This window comes from Paenibacillus lentus, from assembly GCF_003931855.1.
GTDB lineage: Bacteria > Bacillota > Bacilli > Paenibacillales > Paenibacillaceae > Fontibacillus > Fontibacillus lentus.
Genome location: NZ_CP034248.1, coordinates 2234913 through 2252471 on the forward strand (window position 1 = coordinate 2234913; position 17559 = coordinate 2252471).

11 protein-coding genes, 1 tRNA gene and 2 pseudogenes are annotated in these 17559 nt (G+C 46.0%); 10 read left to right on the forward strand and 4 right to left on the reverse strand.

From position 1 onward, the window contains the following. Positions 1-4 precede the first annotated feature (4 nt). From EIM92_RS10040 to EIM92_RS10050, 3 genes are all read right to left on the reverse strand, one after another. Complete coding sequence (locus EIM92_RS10040) at positions 5-586, reverse strand: thioredoxin family protein (RefSeq protein WP_125082526.1); 582 nt, start codon at positions 584-586, stop codon at positions 5-7. A gap of 255 nt (positions 587-841) precedes the next feature. Beyond that, positions 842-1312, reverse strand: a complete 471-nt coding sequence (locus tag EIM92_RS10045; RefSeq protein WP_125082527.1) for a hypothetical protein — start codon at positions 1310-1312, stop codon at positions 842-844. Positions 1313-1761: 449 nt separating this feature from the next. Further along, positions 1762-1835, reverse strand: a tRNA-Arg gene (locus tag EIM92_RS10050). Between the two features lie 266 nt (positions 1836-2101). Between EIM92_RS10050 and EIM92_RS10055 the strand changes: the two genes are divergently transcribed. From EIM92_RS10055 to ispG, 5 genes are all read left to right on the forward strand, one after another. Beyond that, the gene (locus EIM92_RS10055) at positions 2102-2926 is read left to right on the forward strand and encodes a hypothetical protein (RefSeq protein ID WP_246021287.1); all 825 of its coding nucleotides are present in this window, start codon (positions 2102-2104) and stop codon (positions 2924-2926) included. A gap of 202 nt (positions 2927-3128) precedes the next feature. Continuing rightward, positions 3129-4475 carry a trigger factor gene (gene tig / locus EIM92_RS10060; protein ID WP_125082528.1) on the forward strand — a complete coding sequence of 449 codons (1347 nt, stop codon included), beginning with the start codon at positions 3129-3131 and terminating at the stop codon, positions 4473-4475. A 265-nt stretch (positions 4476-4740) separates the two neighbouring features. Beyond that, positions 4741-5331 (forward strand): ATP-dependent Clp endopeptidase proteolytic subunit ClpP, encoded by a 591-nt coding sequence (gene clpP, locus EIM92_RS10065; RefSeq protein ID WP_125082529.1) that lies wholly within the window; start codon positions 4741-4743, stop codon positions 5329-5331. A gap of 12 nt (positions 5332-5343) precedes the next feature. Beyond that, a complete protein-coding gene (clpX, locus tag EIM92_RS10070; protein WP_125082530.1) occupies positions 5344-6600 on the forward strand; it encodes an ATP-dependent protease ATP-binding subunit ClpX in 1257 nt (418 codons plus the stop codon). Positions 6601-6718: 118 nt separating this feature from the next. Then, on the forward strand, positions 6719-7843 hold the full coding sequence (ispG, locus tag EIM92_RS10075; protein WP_125082531.1) for a flavodoxin-dependent (E)-4-hydroxy-3-methylbut-2-enyl-diphosphate synthase: 1125 nt from the start codon (positions 6719-6721) through the stop codon (positions 7841-7843). Positions 7844-8554: 711 nt separating this feature from the next. Here the strand turns inward: ispG and EIM92_RS10080 are convergent. Continuing rightward, positions 8555-9910, reverse strand: a pseudogene (locus EIM92_RS10080) (IS1182 family transposase); the annotation flags it as partial. A gap of 268 nt (positions 9911-10178) precedes the next feature. Between EIM92_RS10080 and EIM92_RS10085 the strand changes: the two are divergent. The 5 genes and pseudogenes from EIM92_RS10085 (at position 10179) to EIM92_RS10105 (ending at position 17510) form a co-directional block, all read left to right on the forward strand. Then, positions 10179-11362 (forward strand): annotated as a pseudogene (locus EIM92_RS10085) (IS3 family transposase). 345 nt (positions 11363-11707) lie between these two features. Then, complete coding sequence (lonB, locus tag EIM92_RS10090) at positions 11708-13417, forward strand: ATP-dependent protease LonB (RefSeq protein WP_125082532.1); 1710 nt, start codon at positions 11708-11710, stop codon at positions 13415-13417. A gap of 323 nt (positions 13418-13740) precedes the next feature. Further along, positions 13741-16077: an endopeptidase La gene (lon, locus tag EIM92_RS10095; RefSeq protein ID WP_125082533.1), complete on the forward strand. Its 2337-nt coding sequence runs from the start codon at positions 13741-13743 to the stop codon at positions 16075-16077. Positions 16078-16092: 15 nt separating this feature from the next. Further along, on the forward strand, positions 16093-16713 hold the full coding sequence (gene yihA, locus EIM92_RS10100; protein WP_125082534.1) for a ribosome biogenesis GTP-binding protein YihA/YsxC: 621 nt from the start codon (positions 16093-16095) through the stop codon (positions 16711-16713). 209 nt (positions 16714-16922) lie between these two features. Further along, positions 16923-17510, forward strand: coding sequence for a non-ribosomal peptide synthetase module (locus tag EIM92_RS10105; protein ID WP_125082535.1), 588 nt, complete (start codon positions 16923-16925; stop codon positions 17508-17510). Positions 17511-17559: the final 49 nt, after the last annotated feature.

Consider the following 17559-nt stretch of genomic DNA (forward strand, 5'->3'; position numbering starts at 1 on the left):
GTTGTTATACCAAATCACAGGCTTCCGCTGGCATCCAGTGGGCATCCTGTCCTTCCCATTTGACATTGCATCCGATCGGATTCGTTAGCGGCACGCTAACTGGTTGACCGGAGGTTAGCTCAGTTAGAGCCCGCTCAAGGTCGTTCGTTGTCATTTTTGCAGTTTCGCGAGGGTTGTCCACTCCACGCCCTGTATAAACGAGACGACGTTGCTGGTCAAACACGAAGAAGTGGGGAGTCCGCAGCGCGCCATAAGCTCTGGCTACGTCTTGATCCATGTCCCGAAGATATACCCAAGGAAAACGGTGTTCCTCCATTCTGATGATCATATGCTCAAAGGAATCTTCCGGATACGTGTTTTCGCTGTTTGCGTTAATACCGACAAAGGCTACGCCCTTATCCTTGAATTTCTCCGCAGTATGGCGGGTCACTTCATCGGAACCGACCACGTAAGGACAATGGTTGCAAGTGAAGAACACGACTAAGTAATCGGCGGAAGCGAAGCTAGCTAATGAATACAAAGCTCCATCTGTCGCCTTAAGTTCAAAATCGGGAGCCTGAGCTCCAAGCTGTAGCGTAAAACTCATGTAATACGTACCTCCTCATCAATTAAAGTTGATAGATTTCGTTTCAACATGAGCAGAGCTGGTATGAAAGTCAGACGTCTATATTGTACTTCATTTTTCTTGAGATGCCTAATCGAAAAATAAATGAAAAGCGAGCCTTTCGACCTTTAAAATGAAGGTTTTTGTCGAAAAAAACTCGCTTGTAATTATGTAAACAAAACTATAAGAGATCCGCTCCGTCAAAATGGTTGACTAATCATCTTGGTCACATTCTGTTTAGCGAAGCAGAGCATTAAGGGTGGTTGCTAAAAATAGAAAAAGTCCCGTTCCAGCTAGGTTAATGAGTAGGGTTAGCATGATTCGAACTACAATATTGGTAGGTAATCGAAATACGCTGACATTGCCTGCAGCCGTAAGTATGCCGATGAGAGCACCTATTGCTCCACCAATGAAGATCAATACTAAGGGAAGAAAGCACCATAACTTAGCGATGACAGGCAGTGGTTTGGTTACTTCGATGATCGAGCCATCAATGACTAGATTAGGAACGTCTATTCCGAAGAAGTCTCTTTTCCAAGTGGCTTCCACCTCTTGACCGTCATCCCGGCGTAACATTATCGGTTGTTTCTTTTTGGCGACGATTTCTTGATTGTTGACAAAGAGTCGGGCTTTTCCCAAAAATCCGGAAGTAATAACCTCTAGAGTTTGATTGGCAAAGCCTGTTGGATAGATCTTGTAGCGCATCATATTCCTCCTAATTTAAAATGAAATTGATCATTAGTTTATATCGGAGGTAGTGGGAAAAATTTCATAGCACTTTCGGTCTGGTGTCAAATTTTGTGCGAGACTGTCGACGATTGTTGTCGATAAATATTTTTTTAAAACTCTCCCTACTGGAGAGTTACTAATACGTCCCAGAAGGGATACTCGCGCTCCATGCGCGAGACTTCGTTTGTCCTGCCTATGTATAGCGGACTCACTTCGCCGAACCCCCAAGGGGTTCTCATCCCTCTGGACGCAAAAAAACTCTCCCTACTGGAGAGTTACTAATACGTCCCAGAAGGGATACTCGCGCTCCATGCGCGAGACTTCGTTTGTCCTGCCGCTATGCATAGCGGACTCACTTCGCCGAACCCCCAAGGGGTTCTCATCCCTCTGGACGCAAAAAAACTCTCCCTATTGGAGAGTTACTAATACGTCCCAGAAGGGATTCGAACCCCTGACCGACGGCTTAGAAGGCCGTTGCTCTATCCAGCTGAGCTACTGGGACAAAAAATATTAAAAACGCAAGCAAAAAATATTTTATCACAGGAAGCGACTTGAAGCAATAGGTAATTTCAAAAAAAATTACTTACATTAATAGCACGGACTACACGGCAAGTATTTTTATCTCGAATACGTCTATGCTATAATCTCAATTAATTGAAATACGGAACAAAGGAGGCTGCGCATATCAGCAATTCTCGACCCGATGGAAAGGACAACATCGTTCTATTTCCCAAAACATTAGATTACTATCAAATTGAGCTAACACGGATGCTGGAAACAGAAAGATACCGTGAGGCCGTTGAGCTTTTACAATTTTTATTGCAGTGCCAGGGACAAGAGCCCAGGCAGTACGATGAGTGGCAGGCCCTGCTCGATTGGCTGAACAGTGCTTTTCCAACCTTCGAGAAGGAGGAGGCGTCCGAAGAGAATCCTTATGCCGAAGAAGAGATGGCAAGGCAGCATGCAGAAGCGAAGCTGGCTGAAGACCATCTATACACCGAGAAGCTGCTGTATGCCGTTACAGAGAGGCCTTTGTCGGAACATACTTTTCTTGCCCTGGAGCAGCTTGTGTATCTTAACAAGCCCGAGGTGGACGAGGTGCTGATACGATGGGTTGAAAATACAGAGCTGCATCCGCTGTTGCAGTATCGAGTGCTTCAAACTTTGCATAGACGAGGGAAGCAGGGAACACTGACCTTGAAGCGCGGCGGTGAATCGGTCGAAATTGATGTTGAGTCTGTTCCATTAAACCCGGATCAATTCCCTGCACCGATTCAAGCAGTGTTGGAACGTGTAGGAAATGAGACGCAGGTGCATGATCCGACGCTGTTTTATTTTGCCCAGGAGCTATGGATGCAATTTATTATGGCGATATATGGCACGAAGGATTACCAAATGCTTCTGAGCGAGGAGGACGCGGTCATCGATATATGGTCGGCTGCTCTCCATTTATTGGTTTCCGAGAGCATTCCCAGCGGAAGAAACGATGAGGATATAAGAACACTTTATGGCATTACGGATGATTTGCGACTGAAATTTGAGCAGGCCTGTCGCTCGATGAGGCAGTTTGTGACAGCGGGCATTGGCGGTTAATGGGGCGAAACGATACTTGTTATGCTCTAAGAAACTCCACGTTTCTGCTCTTGTAAAAACATGTATTGTTGTTTATAATATAGTGGTTATTCTGAACGTGGACATAGAGACAGCTATACTGGAACCATGATAGCTGCTTTATCGCGATTCGGTTTCAGTATTAAGTATAGTAATATGTGAAATTTGGAGGGGAAAGCATAAAATGAAAGCAACTTGGGAAAAAATAGAGAAGAACCTCGGCGTTCTCGAGGTTGAAGTGGAAGCAGATCGTGTATCTGCTGCACTAGATAAAGCGTTTCAAAAAGTGGTAAAGAAAGCTAACGTACCTGGATTCCGTAAAGGTAAAGTACCTCGGGCGATTTTCGAGGCGCGTTTCGGCGTTGAATCGCTTTATCAAGATGCCATCGATATTTTGCTTCCTGAAGTGTACACTGAAGCGGTTGATCAAACGGACATTTTTCCTGTTGACCGTCCTGAAGTAGACGTTGAACAATTTGCGAAGGGACAACCTTTCAAATTCAAAGCAAAAGTTACTGTAAAACCAGAAGTTACTTTGGGCGATTACAAAGGCATCGAAGTGCCTGTAGAGCCTGTGGAAGTAACTGAAGAAGAAATCACTCAAGAGCTCGAACGCTTGCAGCAGCGTCATGCTGAACTAATCGTAATCGATGAAGAAGCGGCGCAAAATGGCGACACAGTAGTTATCGATTTCGATGGTTCTGTAGACGGTGTTCCATTCGAAGGCGGCAAAGCAGAGCGTTATTCGCTTGAACTTGGCAGCGGCGCGTTCATTCCGGGCTTTGAGGAGCAAGTTGTCGGCTTGGCAACGGGCGACTTCAAAGATGTTACTGTAACTTTCCCTGAGACATACCATGCTGAAGAGCTGGCTAACAAAGAAGCTGTCTTCAAAGTGAAAGTACATGAAATCAAACGTAAACAGCTGCCTGAGCTGGATGATGAGTTCGCAAAAGATGTCAGCGAGTTCGATACACTTGACGAGTACAAAGAGGATCTGAAGAAAGAGCTGCTTTCCCGCAAAGAGAAAGACAGCAAAGCAGCGCGTGAAGGAGTCGTTGTTGACAAAGTAAGCGAAAACGCTGAAGTTGAAATTCCTGAAGCGATGATCCAAAGCGAAATTCAAAACATGGTGCGCGATTTTGACAACCGTCTTCGTTCTCAAGGCATGAACCTGGAAATGTTCCTGAGCTTCTCCGGTCAAAGTATCGAGGATCTGCAGGAGCAAATGAAAGCTGATGCAGAGAAACGCGTTCGCAACAACCTGGTTCTGGAGCAAATCGCGAAGCAAGAGAATATCGTGGCTACCGAAGAAGAAATCAACAAGGAGCTTAACGATATGGCGGAAGCTTACAAGCGTAGTCCTGAAGAAATCCGCAACATTCTTGCGGCTAATGGCTCTCTTGGTAGCTTGAACGAGGATGTGACACTCCGCAAGACGATCGAGTTCTTGCTGGAGAACAGCAAAGAAGTCCCTGCAGAGAAGAAGGAAGAAGTTAAAGAAGAAGCTACAGAAAAAGCAACTGAAGAATAAGATTCGCATTAAACCGTAAGCAGCTTTTGAAGCTTGCAACAAGGACGGGATGTACAATCGTTAAGGCACGTATATTAGATGCGTGCCTTAATTTTTAACCTTTTTAAAATACATATATTGGTATTACTTGGCTGGGTAAGTCATGAGTTATATATTACGTTCAGAAAATCATACACTGTATCGAATGAAAAATGACATGAGCCTTTGAACGTGATAGAATATTTCTGTAAGCGTAAGAATTTGAAAAGGAAAAGAGGTTGGTCGCATGAGTCTGGTACCTATGGTCGTAGAACAAACAAACCGGGGAGAACGCTCTTACGATATTTACTCGAGACTTCTCAAGGATCGCATTATTTTTCTCAGCAACGCGATTGACGATGATGTTGCCAATCTCGTAATAGCCCAGTTGTTGTTCTTGGCAGCGGAGGATCCTGACAAGGATATCCATCTTTACATCAATTCACCTGGTGGTTCGGTTACAGCCGGGATGGGTATATATGATACGATGCAATTAATCAAACCAGACGTTTCTACGATTTGCGTAGGAATGGCTGCCAGTATGGGTTCGCTCCTGCTTACAGCAGGTGCGCCGGGGAAACGGTTTGCACTTCCTAACAGTGAAGTGATGATTCACCAGCCGCTCGGTGGTGTGCGCGGTCAAGCTGCGGATATCAAAATTCATGCCGAGTGGATTATCAAGACGAGAGAGAAGCTGAATCAGATTTACGTAGATCGGACGGGTCAACCCCTTGAAAAAATCGAACGCGATACAGACCGTGACTTTTTTATGAGCGCGGAAGAGGCTAAGGCCTACGGGATCATCGACAAGGTCATTAGTAAGCCGATCAATCCATAAAGGGGTGTTTACATGTTTAAATTCAACGATGAAAAAGGACAGCTGAAATGCTCATTCTGTGGCAAATCGCAGGAGCAGGTTCGGAAGCTTGTCGCCGGACCGGGCGTTTATATATGTGACGAGTGCATCGAGCTATGCACGGAGATTGTAGAAGAGGAACTTGGTCACGAAGAGGAGTTAGATTTGAAGGAAATTCCTAAGCCGAAGGAAATTCGCGACATTTTGGATCAATATGTCATCGGCCAGGAGCAGGCAAAGAAATCACTATCCGTAGCGGTGTATAACCACTACAAACGTGTAAATATTCAAGGCAAGGTCGACGATGTTGAACTGCAGAAGAGCAATATTTTGCTGCTGGGTCCTACGGGCTCCGGTAAGACATTGCTGGCGCAGACGATGGCGAGAATATTGAACGTGCCATTTGCAATTGCGGATGCGACTTCTCTGACGGAAGCCGGGTATGTTGGCGAAGATGTGGAGAATATTTTGCTGAAATTGATCCAAGCAGCTGATTATGACGTGGAGAAGGCGGAACGCGGCATCATTTATATCGATGAAATTGATAAAGTGGCCCGTAAATCCGAGAATCCGTCCATTACTCGTGACGTATCTGGTGAAGGAGTGCAGCAGGCTCTCCTCAAAATATTGGAAGGCACAGTAGCATCTGTTCCTCCGCAAGGTGGACGCAAACATCCGCATCAGGAATTTATTCAAATCGATACGACAAACATTTTGTTTATTTGCGGCGGAGCCTTTGATGGTCTGGAGCAAATGATAAAGCGTCGGATTGGTAAAAAGATTATTGGTTTTAATGCGATGAGCGAAGGTCAAAAGGATCTTAAGCCAGGCGAATATCTCTCCATGGTTCTTCCGGAGGACTTGCTTAAATTCGGCTTGATTCCTGAATTTGTCGGTCGCTTGCCGGTTATTTCTACCCTAGAGCCGTTGGATGAGAACACATTGGTGCGCATTTTGTCCGAACCGAAGAATGCTTTGGTGAAGCAGTACCAGAAGCTGCTTGAGCTTGACAATGTGAACTTGACCTTTGAAACGAAGGCGCTGGAAGCTATTGCTCAAGAGGCGATTAAACGGAATACAGGCGCCCGCGGACTTCGGGCAATCATTGAAGGCATCATGCTCGATTTGATGTATGAAGTTCCTTCGCGTGAGGATATTACAGATTGCGTCATTACGGAGAAGGTGGTTCAGGATAAGATGGTTCCTGAGCTCCAGCCGAAGAAGAACAAGAAGCAAGAAGAGAGCGCGTAAGCCTACTTGGCGATTACGCTACAAAATAGATGTCTAGTCCTCCACCTTTGCGAGAAGCGCGTCAAGTTACGTGTTCGCTTGCAGGGGTGGAGCTTTGACGTTATGGGAGAGACATGAAATGACATTCTTGAGACAAGATACCCGGCCGGTCAAAGTAGGTAATCTAACGATCGGCGGCAGTAACGACGTAATCATTCAGAGCATGTGTACGACCAAGACAGCAGATGTGGCCGCAACAGTGGCTGAAATCCACCAGCTTGAGGAAGCGGGCTGCCAATTGGTTCGCGTGACCGTGAATAATGAAGAAGCTGCAGCGGCGATCAAGGAAATCAAGAAGCAGATTCACATACCGCTTGTGGCAGATATTCATTTTAATTACAAACTAGCACTACTAGCCATTGAGAACGGTATTGATAAGGTTCGGATTAATCCAGGGAATATCGGCCGTAGAGAAAAGGTTGAAGCTGTCGTAAAAGCCTGCAAGGAAAAGGGCATTCCGATTCGTATCGGGGTAAATGCAGGATCCCTTGAAAATCATTTGCTCGAAAAATATGGCTATCCTACGCCGGAGGCAATGGTAGAGAGTGCGTTGTTCCACATCGGAATTTTGGAAGAGCTTGATTTTCACGATATCATCGTGTCGCTCAAGGCGTCTGATGTACCTATGGCTATTGCTGCGTATTCCAAAGCGGCGGAGGTTATCCCTTATCCGTTGCATCTCGGCATAACCGAGGCAGGAACGTTATTCTCGGGTACCGTCAAAAGTGCAGCTGGCATTGGGGCGCTGCTATCCATGGGCATCGGTTCTACGCTTCGTATTTCATTGAGTGCCGACCCTGTTGAGGAAGTGAAGGTGGCTCGAGAGCTGCTCAAAACTTTTGGTTTAATTTCAAACGCCGCGACATTGGTGTCTTGCCCGACCTGCGGACGGCTGGATATCGACCTGTTTGCTATTGCGAATGAAGTGGAAGACTATATCGCCAATCTGAAAGTGCCGATTAAGGTTTCTGTACTCGGCTGCGCCGTGAATGGGCCGGGCGAAGCGCGCGAAGCTGACATCGGCATCGCCGGAGCGCGTGGTGAGGGTCTTCTGTTCCGATATGGAGAAATGATCCGTAAAGTACCGGAAGCGGACTTAGTTTCGGAGTTGAAGAAGGAAATCGACCACATCGTGGAAGTCTATGAAGCGACAGGCGAAATTCCTGGTCGTAAAGAGCACCGGGCAGCGAACGCAAAGGCATAGTATGGGCATTGAATGTGCACAAATACAAGCAATAAGTACTTGCGTTGTGTTCTGTTCCATTAAATATGAATGAGTACGAGCGCAAGACAAGTGTGGAAATGATATGAACGAAACCGTTAACCGCACTGTAAACCATACTGTGCACCGTAAACCAAACCGATCAGTAAACCAAAAACTGGCCTGTAAACTAACTGACCCTAAAGCCAACATTAAACCGTATTGTGTACACACACACATACCCACCATAAAGCGGTTATGCACAATCGTAAACCATACTGTACACCGTAAAGCGTTATGTAAGCCGTAAACTGTACAGTACACCGTAAAGTGGTTATGTAAGCCGTAAACCATAATGTAAACTCTAAAGCGTTAAATAAACCGTAAACCGTACTGTAAATAGTGCAGTTTGCGGTTTTTTTTTATATTTAGATTGCTGGGCGGACGTTATTGGATATCTTGTTTTTTTGCATGCTTTAGTTTGTTTTTAAGGCACAAGAGGCTAAATAGTTCTTGTTATATACGGTACCCTATACGTTGGCGAGTGTGGCATCCATCTAGTTGTCTAGTTTCATAATGAATTTAAAGACTAAATGTATTTCATCAGACTGTTGAAGTAATTGATTTTCTATGCAAGAAAACATACTTTCCACGGAAATCCAGAATCGAAAGGATTAAAATATAAGGTGAGTTCCCGTTTGTACGAGAAAAAAGCTTGGCTAGGTGCCTTGCTATTTTCTTAATGTTCTGCACTATGGCAGTCATCAGTGCTTGTTCCTGCACTTTTTCCCGGCCACGCAAACGGGAAATGCGAAGCCCATGGAGCACTTTGGCATCCGCGAAGCTTCGCTCAACTGTTTTACAACGGAGCTTATACAAGATCTGTCCTGAAGAGCTACGGTAATTCGCTTCTACTCGCTCTTTAAACCCTTCCCAAACATGCCGCTGAATTTTACGTTTACGATTTTTGCTTGATGTACAGCTATCCAATAATGGGCATTGGCCACATAAGTCAGGGTTGGACATATATTCTTTGTATCCATTGCGATTAGTTGTGTGGTAAGTCAGCTTAGATCCATTGGGACATATATAAGCGTCTTGTTGCGGGTCATAGGAAAACTCTTCTTTGGGTATAGTCCCCTCTGCTGTAGGGGCATTACGAGTAGCGATGACACTGAAAACACCCATCTCGCTTGTTTTTTTGCATATGTAGGGCGTCATATATCCTGAATCCAAAGCAACAGCTTCTAACGTATTGTGAAAGTCAAATGTATCGATCTGTCTTTGAAGTCTTTCTATATAAACGGTTGAGTCATTCACATTTCCAGGGGTAACATGGACATCCGTAATGAGATTGAATTTGTGATCGACTGTACGATGATCCAAATAATAAAACCCTTCGGGTTTGCCTTTACGCTTCATAAAGCCACTTTCTGGATCGGTGTTACTCACTCGCAGTTTTTTTTCAATCGTTTCGTTTTTCACGGGCGGCAGCGGCTTTTTTCCATGACGCTCTCGTTCTTGATTAACAGCTGTCTCCAATTCTTTTAAATATTCAAGGGGCGTTTCCGTCACAACTTGCATCGATGAACGATTTTTATTCGCGTTAGCTTGGATGTGCGTTGAATCAGTAATGAGAACACGTCCCCCTACCATGTTATGACGGATGGCCAAACGGACTACTTCGTCAAAAATGTCTTGAAAAATGGTAGATCCTTTGAATCGCACATTACGGTTGTAACTAATCGTCGAGTGATCCGGCACAGGATCCGTTAAGCCTAGACCGAGGAACCAGCGGTAGGCTACGTCCGTTTTAATTTCTTGCTCTAATTGCCTTTCGGAGTGAATGCCATACAAATAACCAATCAGCATCATTTTGAAAAGGCGAATCGGGTGAATTGGAGGCCTCCCTAATGTGCCGTGATAGTAGGGGCGAGTCATCTCCGTAATAAATGAAAAATCTACGTTTTCATCAATGATTCGTAGTAAATGATCTTTTGGTACAAGCATATCTATACTAACCAATTCAATTTGATTTCTATCTTGTTGAATGTTAGGCAATTCGCACACCACACTTTCAATATATTACCTATATTATACCAAATTAACGCGGTAATGTGATCTAGATAGGGGCTTTTTCAACAGTCTGATTTCATGCAGTTGGATTGCTTTGTTTCAAAAAAATACTTGGGCTAAATGGAAATCATGTAGTTAGTTTACCTGAATTGGATCGAATAGCCGTAATAGCCTAGAAGTAAATGTAGGGTTGCAACTAGAATAAAAAGTGGACAGTCCTTAAGTGAACCTAGATAATAATCCTTAAGGGAGAGATGTCCGGATGGAACGTAATAGTTACAGTGAAGAGTTTAAGAAGCAGACAGTGAAGTATATTTTAGAGCAAAGTAAGTCCATGCCGCAGTTGGCCGAAGAACTCGGTATATCTGCCGGTGTGTTGCACAACTGGAAAGCACTTTACCGCGATGAAATCCAGCTGGAATCTTTAGTCACACCGGAGAGAGTGCGTCAACTCGAACAACAACTGCGTAAAAAGGAACTGGAGAATCAAGAGAAGGAGCGGGAAAATCAAGATCTCCAGGAAGAACTCGCTATATTAAAAAAGGCGCTGCACATCTTCAGCAAAGAAAGGAACTGAGGTTCCAATTCATTGAAGAACATCGCTCCGAGTTTTCGGTGGAGAAGATGTGCAAGGTTTTACAAGTGTCTCGGAGTGGCTTCTACAAGTGGCAAAAGGCATTGCCTAGCGAGCAGAAACTTCGAAAGGCGAAGGTTCTGGAGAGAGTCAAGTATCATTTTCATGACTCCGGGGAACGCTACGGCAGTCCTAAGATTACCCGAATGCTGTGGAAAGAGCGTATCCAGGTCGCGGAGCGCACAGTTAGCATCTACATGAAAGAACTGGGGTTGCGTTCTTGTGTCTCCCGTAAATTTAAGGTGCAGACGACCGATTCCAATCATGACTCACCCATTGCTCCCAATGAGTTGAACCAGAACTTTGCCGTATCTGAACCGAACAAAGTGTGGGTTGCAGATATTACCTACATCCCCTGCCGAGAAGGACGGCTGTACTTGGCTAGTCTGATGGATCTGTGCACACGCGAGATCGTGGGTTGGCGTCTTTACGGCCGGATGACAACAGAACTTGTCTTAGATGCTCTAGAGGCCGCATATGATGCGAAAAAACCAGGTAAGGGATTGCTTCACCATTCCGATCGCGGTTCACAGTACGCATCGAAGGAGTACCGTGACAAGCTGGAATCGTATTCCATGAAGGTTAGCATGAGTCGTAAAGGGAATTGCTACGATAACGCTTGTATCGAGTCATTTCACAGCATCTTGAAAAAAGAACTCATCTACAGAACGAAGTTCAAGACCAAACAACAGGCTTACGAGACCATTTACAGGTACATTGAATTTTTCTACAACCGCAAACGAATCCACAGTTCAATCGGCTATGTGTCGCCGGTTCAATTTGCTGCGCAATTCAAGAAGGAGACGGCGTAAACTTTCACTTAATAGGTGTCCACTTTCTTGACAGAAGTCCAGGTTTACAGTTAGTTGCCTCTGACATGGTGAAAATCAGCGAATTTACTGTATGAATACATTTAGGTTTAATTTAGACACCTTGGTGTCCCTTGGTTTTGCCATACCAACCATAGAGACGGCCCATCCCCAAAGGAATGCTCAGATCCCGAAGCCTGACGAACCTTCACGAATGGAGGTCGAGTTCTTTTGAAAAGTAAGCTGAATGACGTTTATTCATTACAATTTAGCTATTATCTGCGTTTTATGAGGAACGAATAGGGCAATACTACCATGTATCAGTAAATGTGTGGGAGGATCTGTGTAATGGAGCTAAATGTAATTTTGATGTCCGTACAAATGTTTTTTGCCGTGGTGATTGGTCTATATTTCTGGAATCAGCTTCGCAGTCAGAGGGGGAATCGAACCGCGGTAGATAAAGAGTCGCGCAAAGAAATGGAGAAACTGCGCAAATTACGGGCGGTTTCATTAACGAAGCCGCTGGCGGAACGTACGCGTCCGGCTACAATGAATGACATCGTCGGCCAGAAGGATGGACTTCGGGCTTTGAAGGCCGCATTATGTAGTGCTAATCCTCAGCACGTCATTATTTATGGCCCGCCGGGGGTCGGTAAGACGGCTGCGGCTAGAGTAGTCATGGAAGAAGCGAAGAAAAATCCGATATCCCCGTTTAAAGCAGACGCCAAATTTATTGAAATGGATGCGACAATTGCGAGGTTTGATGAGAGAGGGATTGCTGATCCGCTTATTGGTTCGGTTCACGATCCGATTTATCAAGGAGCAGGTGCTATGGGGGTTGCAGGAATTCCCCAGCCGAAGCCGGGGGCGGTGACCAAGGCGCATGGCGGTATTTTGTTTATTGATGAAATCGGGGAGCTTCATTCTATTCAAATGAATAAAATGCTAAAGGTGCTTGAAGATCGCAAGGTGTATCTGGAAAGTGCCTACTATAATTCCGAGGATTCTGGAACTCCTGCATATATCCATGATATATTCCAAAACGGATTGCCTGCCGATTTCCGCTTGGTCGGAGCGACCACTCGTTCTTCCCATGAAATTCCCCCGGCACTCCGTTCCCGCTGCATGGAAATTTACTTTCGTCCGCTGCTGCCGGATGAGATCGCCCAAATTGCCGAGGATGCGGTAAAAAGAATCGGCTTCCAGCCGTGTCCTGAGGCGATTGAAGTTATTAAGAAATTTGCGACCAATGGGCGGGAGGCAGTGAACATGGTTCAGCTTGCGGCAGGGCTTGCCTTGACCGAGCAGCGTGATCATTTGCTCGCTTCCGATTTGGAATGGGTGGCTACGAGCAGTCAGCTTTCACCGCGCCCGGATCGTAAGGTCAATGAGCAATCAGAAATTGGTGTGGTTAATGGGCTTGCTGTGTATGGGCCTAACATGGGAACACTGCTAGACATTGAAGCTACGGCTGTTCCCGTCCAGAAAGGCAAGGGCGTCTATACCATTACAGGGGTGATCGATGAGGAAGAGATCGGTGGAGGCAATCGGACGCTCAGGCGCAAAAGCATGGCCAAAGGATCGGTGGAGAATGTGCTAACCGTGCTTAAAAGCGTCGGACTCCATCCGGCAAACTACAATCTTCACATTAATTTCCCGGGAGGGACGCCGATTGACGGTCCATCTGCTGGAATGGCTATAGCTACAGCGATTGCTTCCGCGATTAAGCGAGTACCGGTTGATAATCGGATCGCTATGACCGGAGAGTTAGGCATTCACGGCAAAGTGAAGCCGGTTGGCGGAGTGGTTGCCAAGGTCGAAGCCGCCTTCCAAGCTGGAGCGACAACGGTGCTCATTCCTAAGGATAACTGGCAGACACTATTTGAAGGCTTGCAGGGGCTGAGAGTCATTCCCGTAGAATCGATATCGGAGGCATTTCGCCATGTTTTTGGGCCTGAAGCGGAGAAAAATTTTGACCTGTCGCTAGGTGGAGATTCATTTGTTCCGACGCCGGCTCCGTTTCTGCACGCAGAATCTCCGCGAGGAGGCGCGATTTAACATTGGTTCTAGAATCTAAGGTATCTCAGCTATCTCAGAAGTCTAAGAAAAGGAAGTCTAGGTCTGCCTAGAAGTCTGTCTAGATAGATTTTTAGTCTGTGCATCCGTATCGGAATCCGGATAGGGGCGTAGTGTATCTTTATCGGAATTTGCTTAAATATAGACCGAAGTGTGTGTGCTGCTCGGGCTTAATAATGAGCTTTTCAGTCGGAGTGATTTATAGGGGCGGCTGCATGTGGCAGTCGCTCTTCGTTGGTGTTTTCAAGAAACATTTGCTAAAATAGGACTAATATCTAACGAGAACGTTTGGAGGTGCGAAAGCGATGGGATCCACTAAATCTAAAAGCCGTCGTTTTCCTTTATTGCCCTTACGCGGCCTTCTCGTCTATCCGAGTATGGTTTTGCATTTGGATGTAGGCCGGGAGAAATCTGTAAAGGCGCTGGAAAAAGCGATGGTAGACGACAATTTGATTCTCCTCTGTTCTCAATCTGAAGTGAACATTGAAGAGCCTACCCAGGAAGATATTTTTCGTATTGGTACAGTAGCGAAGGTTCGGCAGATGCTAAAGCTCCCTAATGGAACGATTCGTGTATTGGTTGAAGGGGTGGAGCGAGCCGAGATTATCGAATATTTGGATAATGATGAGCACTACGAGGTGCTTGCACAGGAACGTCCCGAAGAGGAGAGGCTTGATCCTGAAGTAGATGCGCTTATGCGTACCGTGTTGACTCAATTTGAGCACTATATTAATTTGTCCAAGAAGGTCACGCCGGAGACGCTGGCTGCGGTGTCCGATATTGAAGAGGCTGGGCGTCTGGCCGATGTTATTACGAGCCACTTGTCGCTTAAAATTAAGGACAAACAGGAAATTTTAGAGACGATTGATGTAAGTAAGCGGCTGGAGAAGCTGCTGGACATTTTAAATAACGAACGTGAAGTGTTGGAGTTGGAGCGCAAAATCAGCCAACGTGTTAAGAAGCAAATGGAGAAGACGCAGAAGGAATATTATTTGCGTGAACAGATGAAGGCGATCCAGAAGGAGCTCGGTGAAAAGGAAGGCCGGGCTGGTGAAGTAGAGGAACTGCGTGCCCAACTGGAGGAGAAGAATCCGCCAGAGCACGTTCGTGAGAAGGTTGAGAAAGAGATTGATCGATTGGAGAAAATGCCAGCTAGTTCTGCGGAAGGCGGTGTCATTCGCAATTATGTCGATTGGCTGCTGAGCTTGCCATGGAATGAAAGAACTGAGGATGATCTGGATTTGATCAAAGCGGAGCAAGTGCTCGATGAGGATCATTACGGTCTGGATAAGCCAAAGGAGCGCGTGCTGGAGTATTTGGCCGTGCAGAAGCTGGTGAAGAAGCTTAAAGGGCCGATACTCTGCCTTGTCGGACCGCCAGGCGTCGGAAAAACCTCGCTAGCTCGCTCGATTGCCCGTTCACTTGGACGGGAATTCGTCCGCATATCTTTGGGTGGTGTAAGAGACGAAGCTGAAATACGTGGACATCGCCGGACTTACGTGGGAGCGATGCCAGGTCGGGTTATTCAGGGCATGAAGACGGCAGGTACACTGAATCCTGTATTCCTGCTCGATGAGATCGATAAGATGGCCTCTGATTTTCGCGGAGATCCATCCTCAGCATTGCTTGAAGTGCTTGATCCTGAACAGAATAATACCTTCAGCGACCACTTTATTGAATTGCCGTTTGATTTGTCGAACGTGATGTTCGTGACAACGGCGAATGCGGTTCATAACATCCCGAGACCCCTGCTGGATCGGATGGAAATGCTCTATATTCCAGGATATACCGAGCTAGAGAAGCTGCAGATCGCTTCGCGATATTTGCTACCCAAGCAGAAGCGCGATCATGGACTCAGTCCGGAGCAGCTGGAAATTAGTGAGGAAAGTTTGCTGCGTACGATTCGGGAATATACCCGGGAATCGGGTGTGCGTAATTTGGAGCAGCAGGTCGCAGCCCTGTGCCGCAAAGCGGCCAAGAAAATCGTGTCGGAGAACGTGGAGAGCATCGTCATTGAACCAGATGAGATTAAGGATTACCTTGGCGTTCCGAAATACAGGTATGGTGTAGCGGATCTGGAGGATCAAATCGGAACCGTAACAGGTTTGGCCTGGACGGAAGTCGGCGGCGAAACTCTTGTCATCGAGGTAACGGTCGTACCGGGAACCGGGAAGCTGACCTTGACTGGAAAGCTTGGTGATGTAATGAAAGAGTCTGCCCAAGCCGCTTTCAGCTATACAAGATCAAGAGCTGCGGAGTTGAATATTCCGCTTGATTTCCATGAGAAGAATGATATTCACATTCATATTCCAGAAGGAGCTATACCGAAAGACGGCCCTTCAGCTGGTATTACGATAGCTACAGCGCTGATTTCCGCGTTAACGAACCGCTTCGTCTCTAAAGATGTCGCTATGACCGGGGAAATCACGCTACGGGGCCGCGTGCTACCGATCGGCGGCTTGAAAGAGAAGTCGCTGGCAGCTCACCGAGCTGGATATAAGAAAATATTGCTTCCCAAAGACAACGAACGCGATTTGCGCGATATTCCGGAGAGCGTGAAGGAAGATGTTGTGTTTGTTCCTGTGTCCCATATGGATCAGGTGCTGGAGCACGCCCTTGTAGATCAATCCGGGATCCATTAGAGAGGAATTCGACTTATGAAAGTAACGAATGCAGAATTTGTGATCAGTGCTGTAGGCCCTGATCAATATCCAGGAGACGCCTTGCCAGAGATTGCTTTGGCTGGGCGCTCCAATGTTGGTAAATCATCGCTGATCAACCGGATGATTAACCGTAAAAATCTGGCTCGTACAAGCTCTACGCCAGGAAAGACGCAGCATTTGAATTATTACCGCATTAATGATCAATTGTATTTCGTCGATTTGCCCGGGTACGGTTATGCGAAGGTATCGAAAACGCAGCGCCAGGTATGGGGGCAGATGATTGAGAAGTATTTGCTGGAGAGAGATGCATTGAAGCTGATCCTGCTTGTCATCGATTTAAGGCATCCACCAACGAAAGACGATGAGATGATGTACGATTGGCTAAAACATTACGATTTACCGGTGTGCGTTGTTGGCACGAAGGCAGATAAAATACCAAGATCCCGCTGGCAGAAGCATATTAAAATTATTAAGGAGTCACTCGTTCTTCGGGCGAGGGATCAATTCGTGATGTTCTCCTCGGAGGAGGGGATTGGTAAGGACGAACTATGGAGCCATATCAGCCGCCACATTCTTCAAGAGAAGCAAGCTGCCGAGAAGGAAGTCCAAGAGTGATTATATTAATAAATCGGTAGATGATAAAGGGATTTGAAGAAGTTGCAGCAGGAAAGTGAGCATGCAGGGGGATTTTTGCGGTTGAGAACGGATTAATCCGTTTTTTTCTGAAATATGGCAGGAAATCACGTTTCAGACGCTGAGCAATACCTTCAATGAGTGGTGTATAATTATGATTAAGGATTGCTAAAAGAATTGAGGAGATTTTTATGGCTCAGCGGTTAGCCACAGAATATGTTAATGCCAGTTTACGCTTGTCGGAAGTTCAGATGTCCCAGTTTATTCACAAGGTATATGATCCTCATGTACGTCAGCGGGTTAAGGTCCTGGATAATGGCGGCCAAGAGGTAGTGCTGGAGGATGATAGCGGAGAAGAAGTTCATCTGCCTTTTGACCGTAAGGACGGATATTACGTCTGTGAATTGTCTTTCCGCTTGGAAAAACCCCATTTAACCAATGTTATGCGACTGTTGTTTGCTGCATTCAAAGGCTCAGGTATGGTTACACGCATTTATAACGGATTCATGATGATGTATTATTATCAAGAAGGCCGCGTACGTAAAATAGTGGAGTATTCCCGTGATTCCTACAAGTTGGTATATGAGCACAAGGATACGGTCGGCGAGCTTCAGCGCATATACCGCAACAATGACGTCGAGCGGGAGATTGAACAGATTCATCGCGAGGTGAATGTACTTCTCGACCAGCGGTTTGTTGCACAGGATTCTACAGCTCTGCAACGGATTGATGGAGAGCTTCGCAAACACACCCGTCGATTGTTTGTCCTGGAAGCCTAAACAGCTATAATAATAATTTTTAGACCACTGTCACCATGGATGAGAAAAT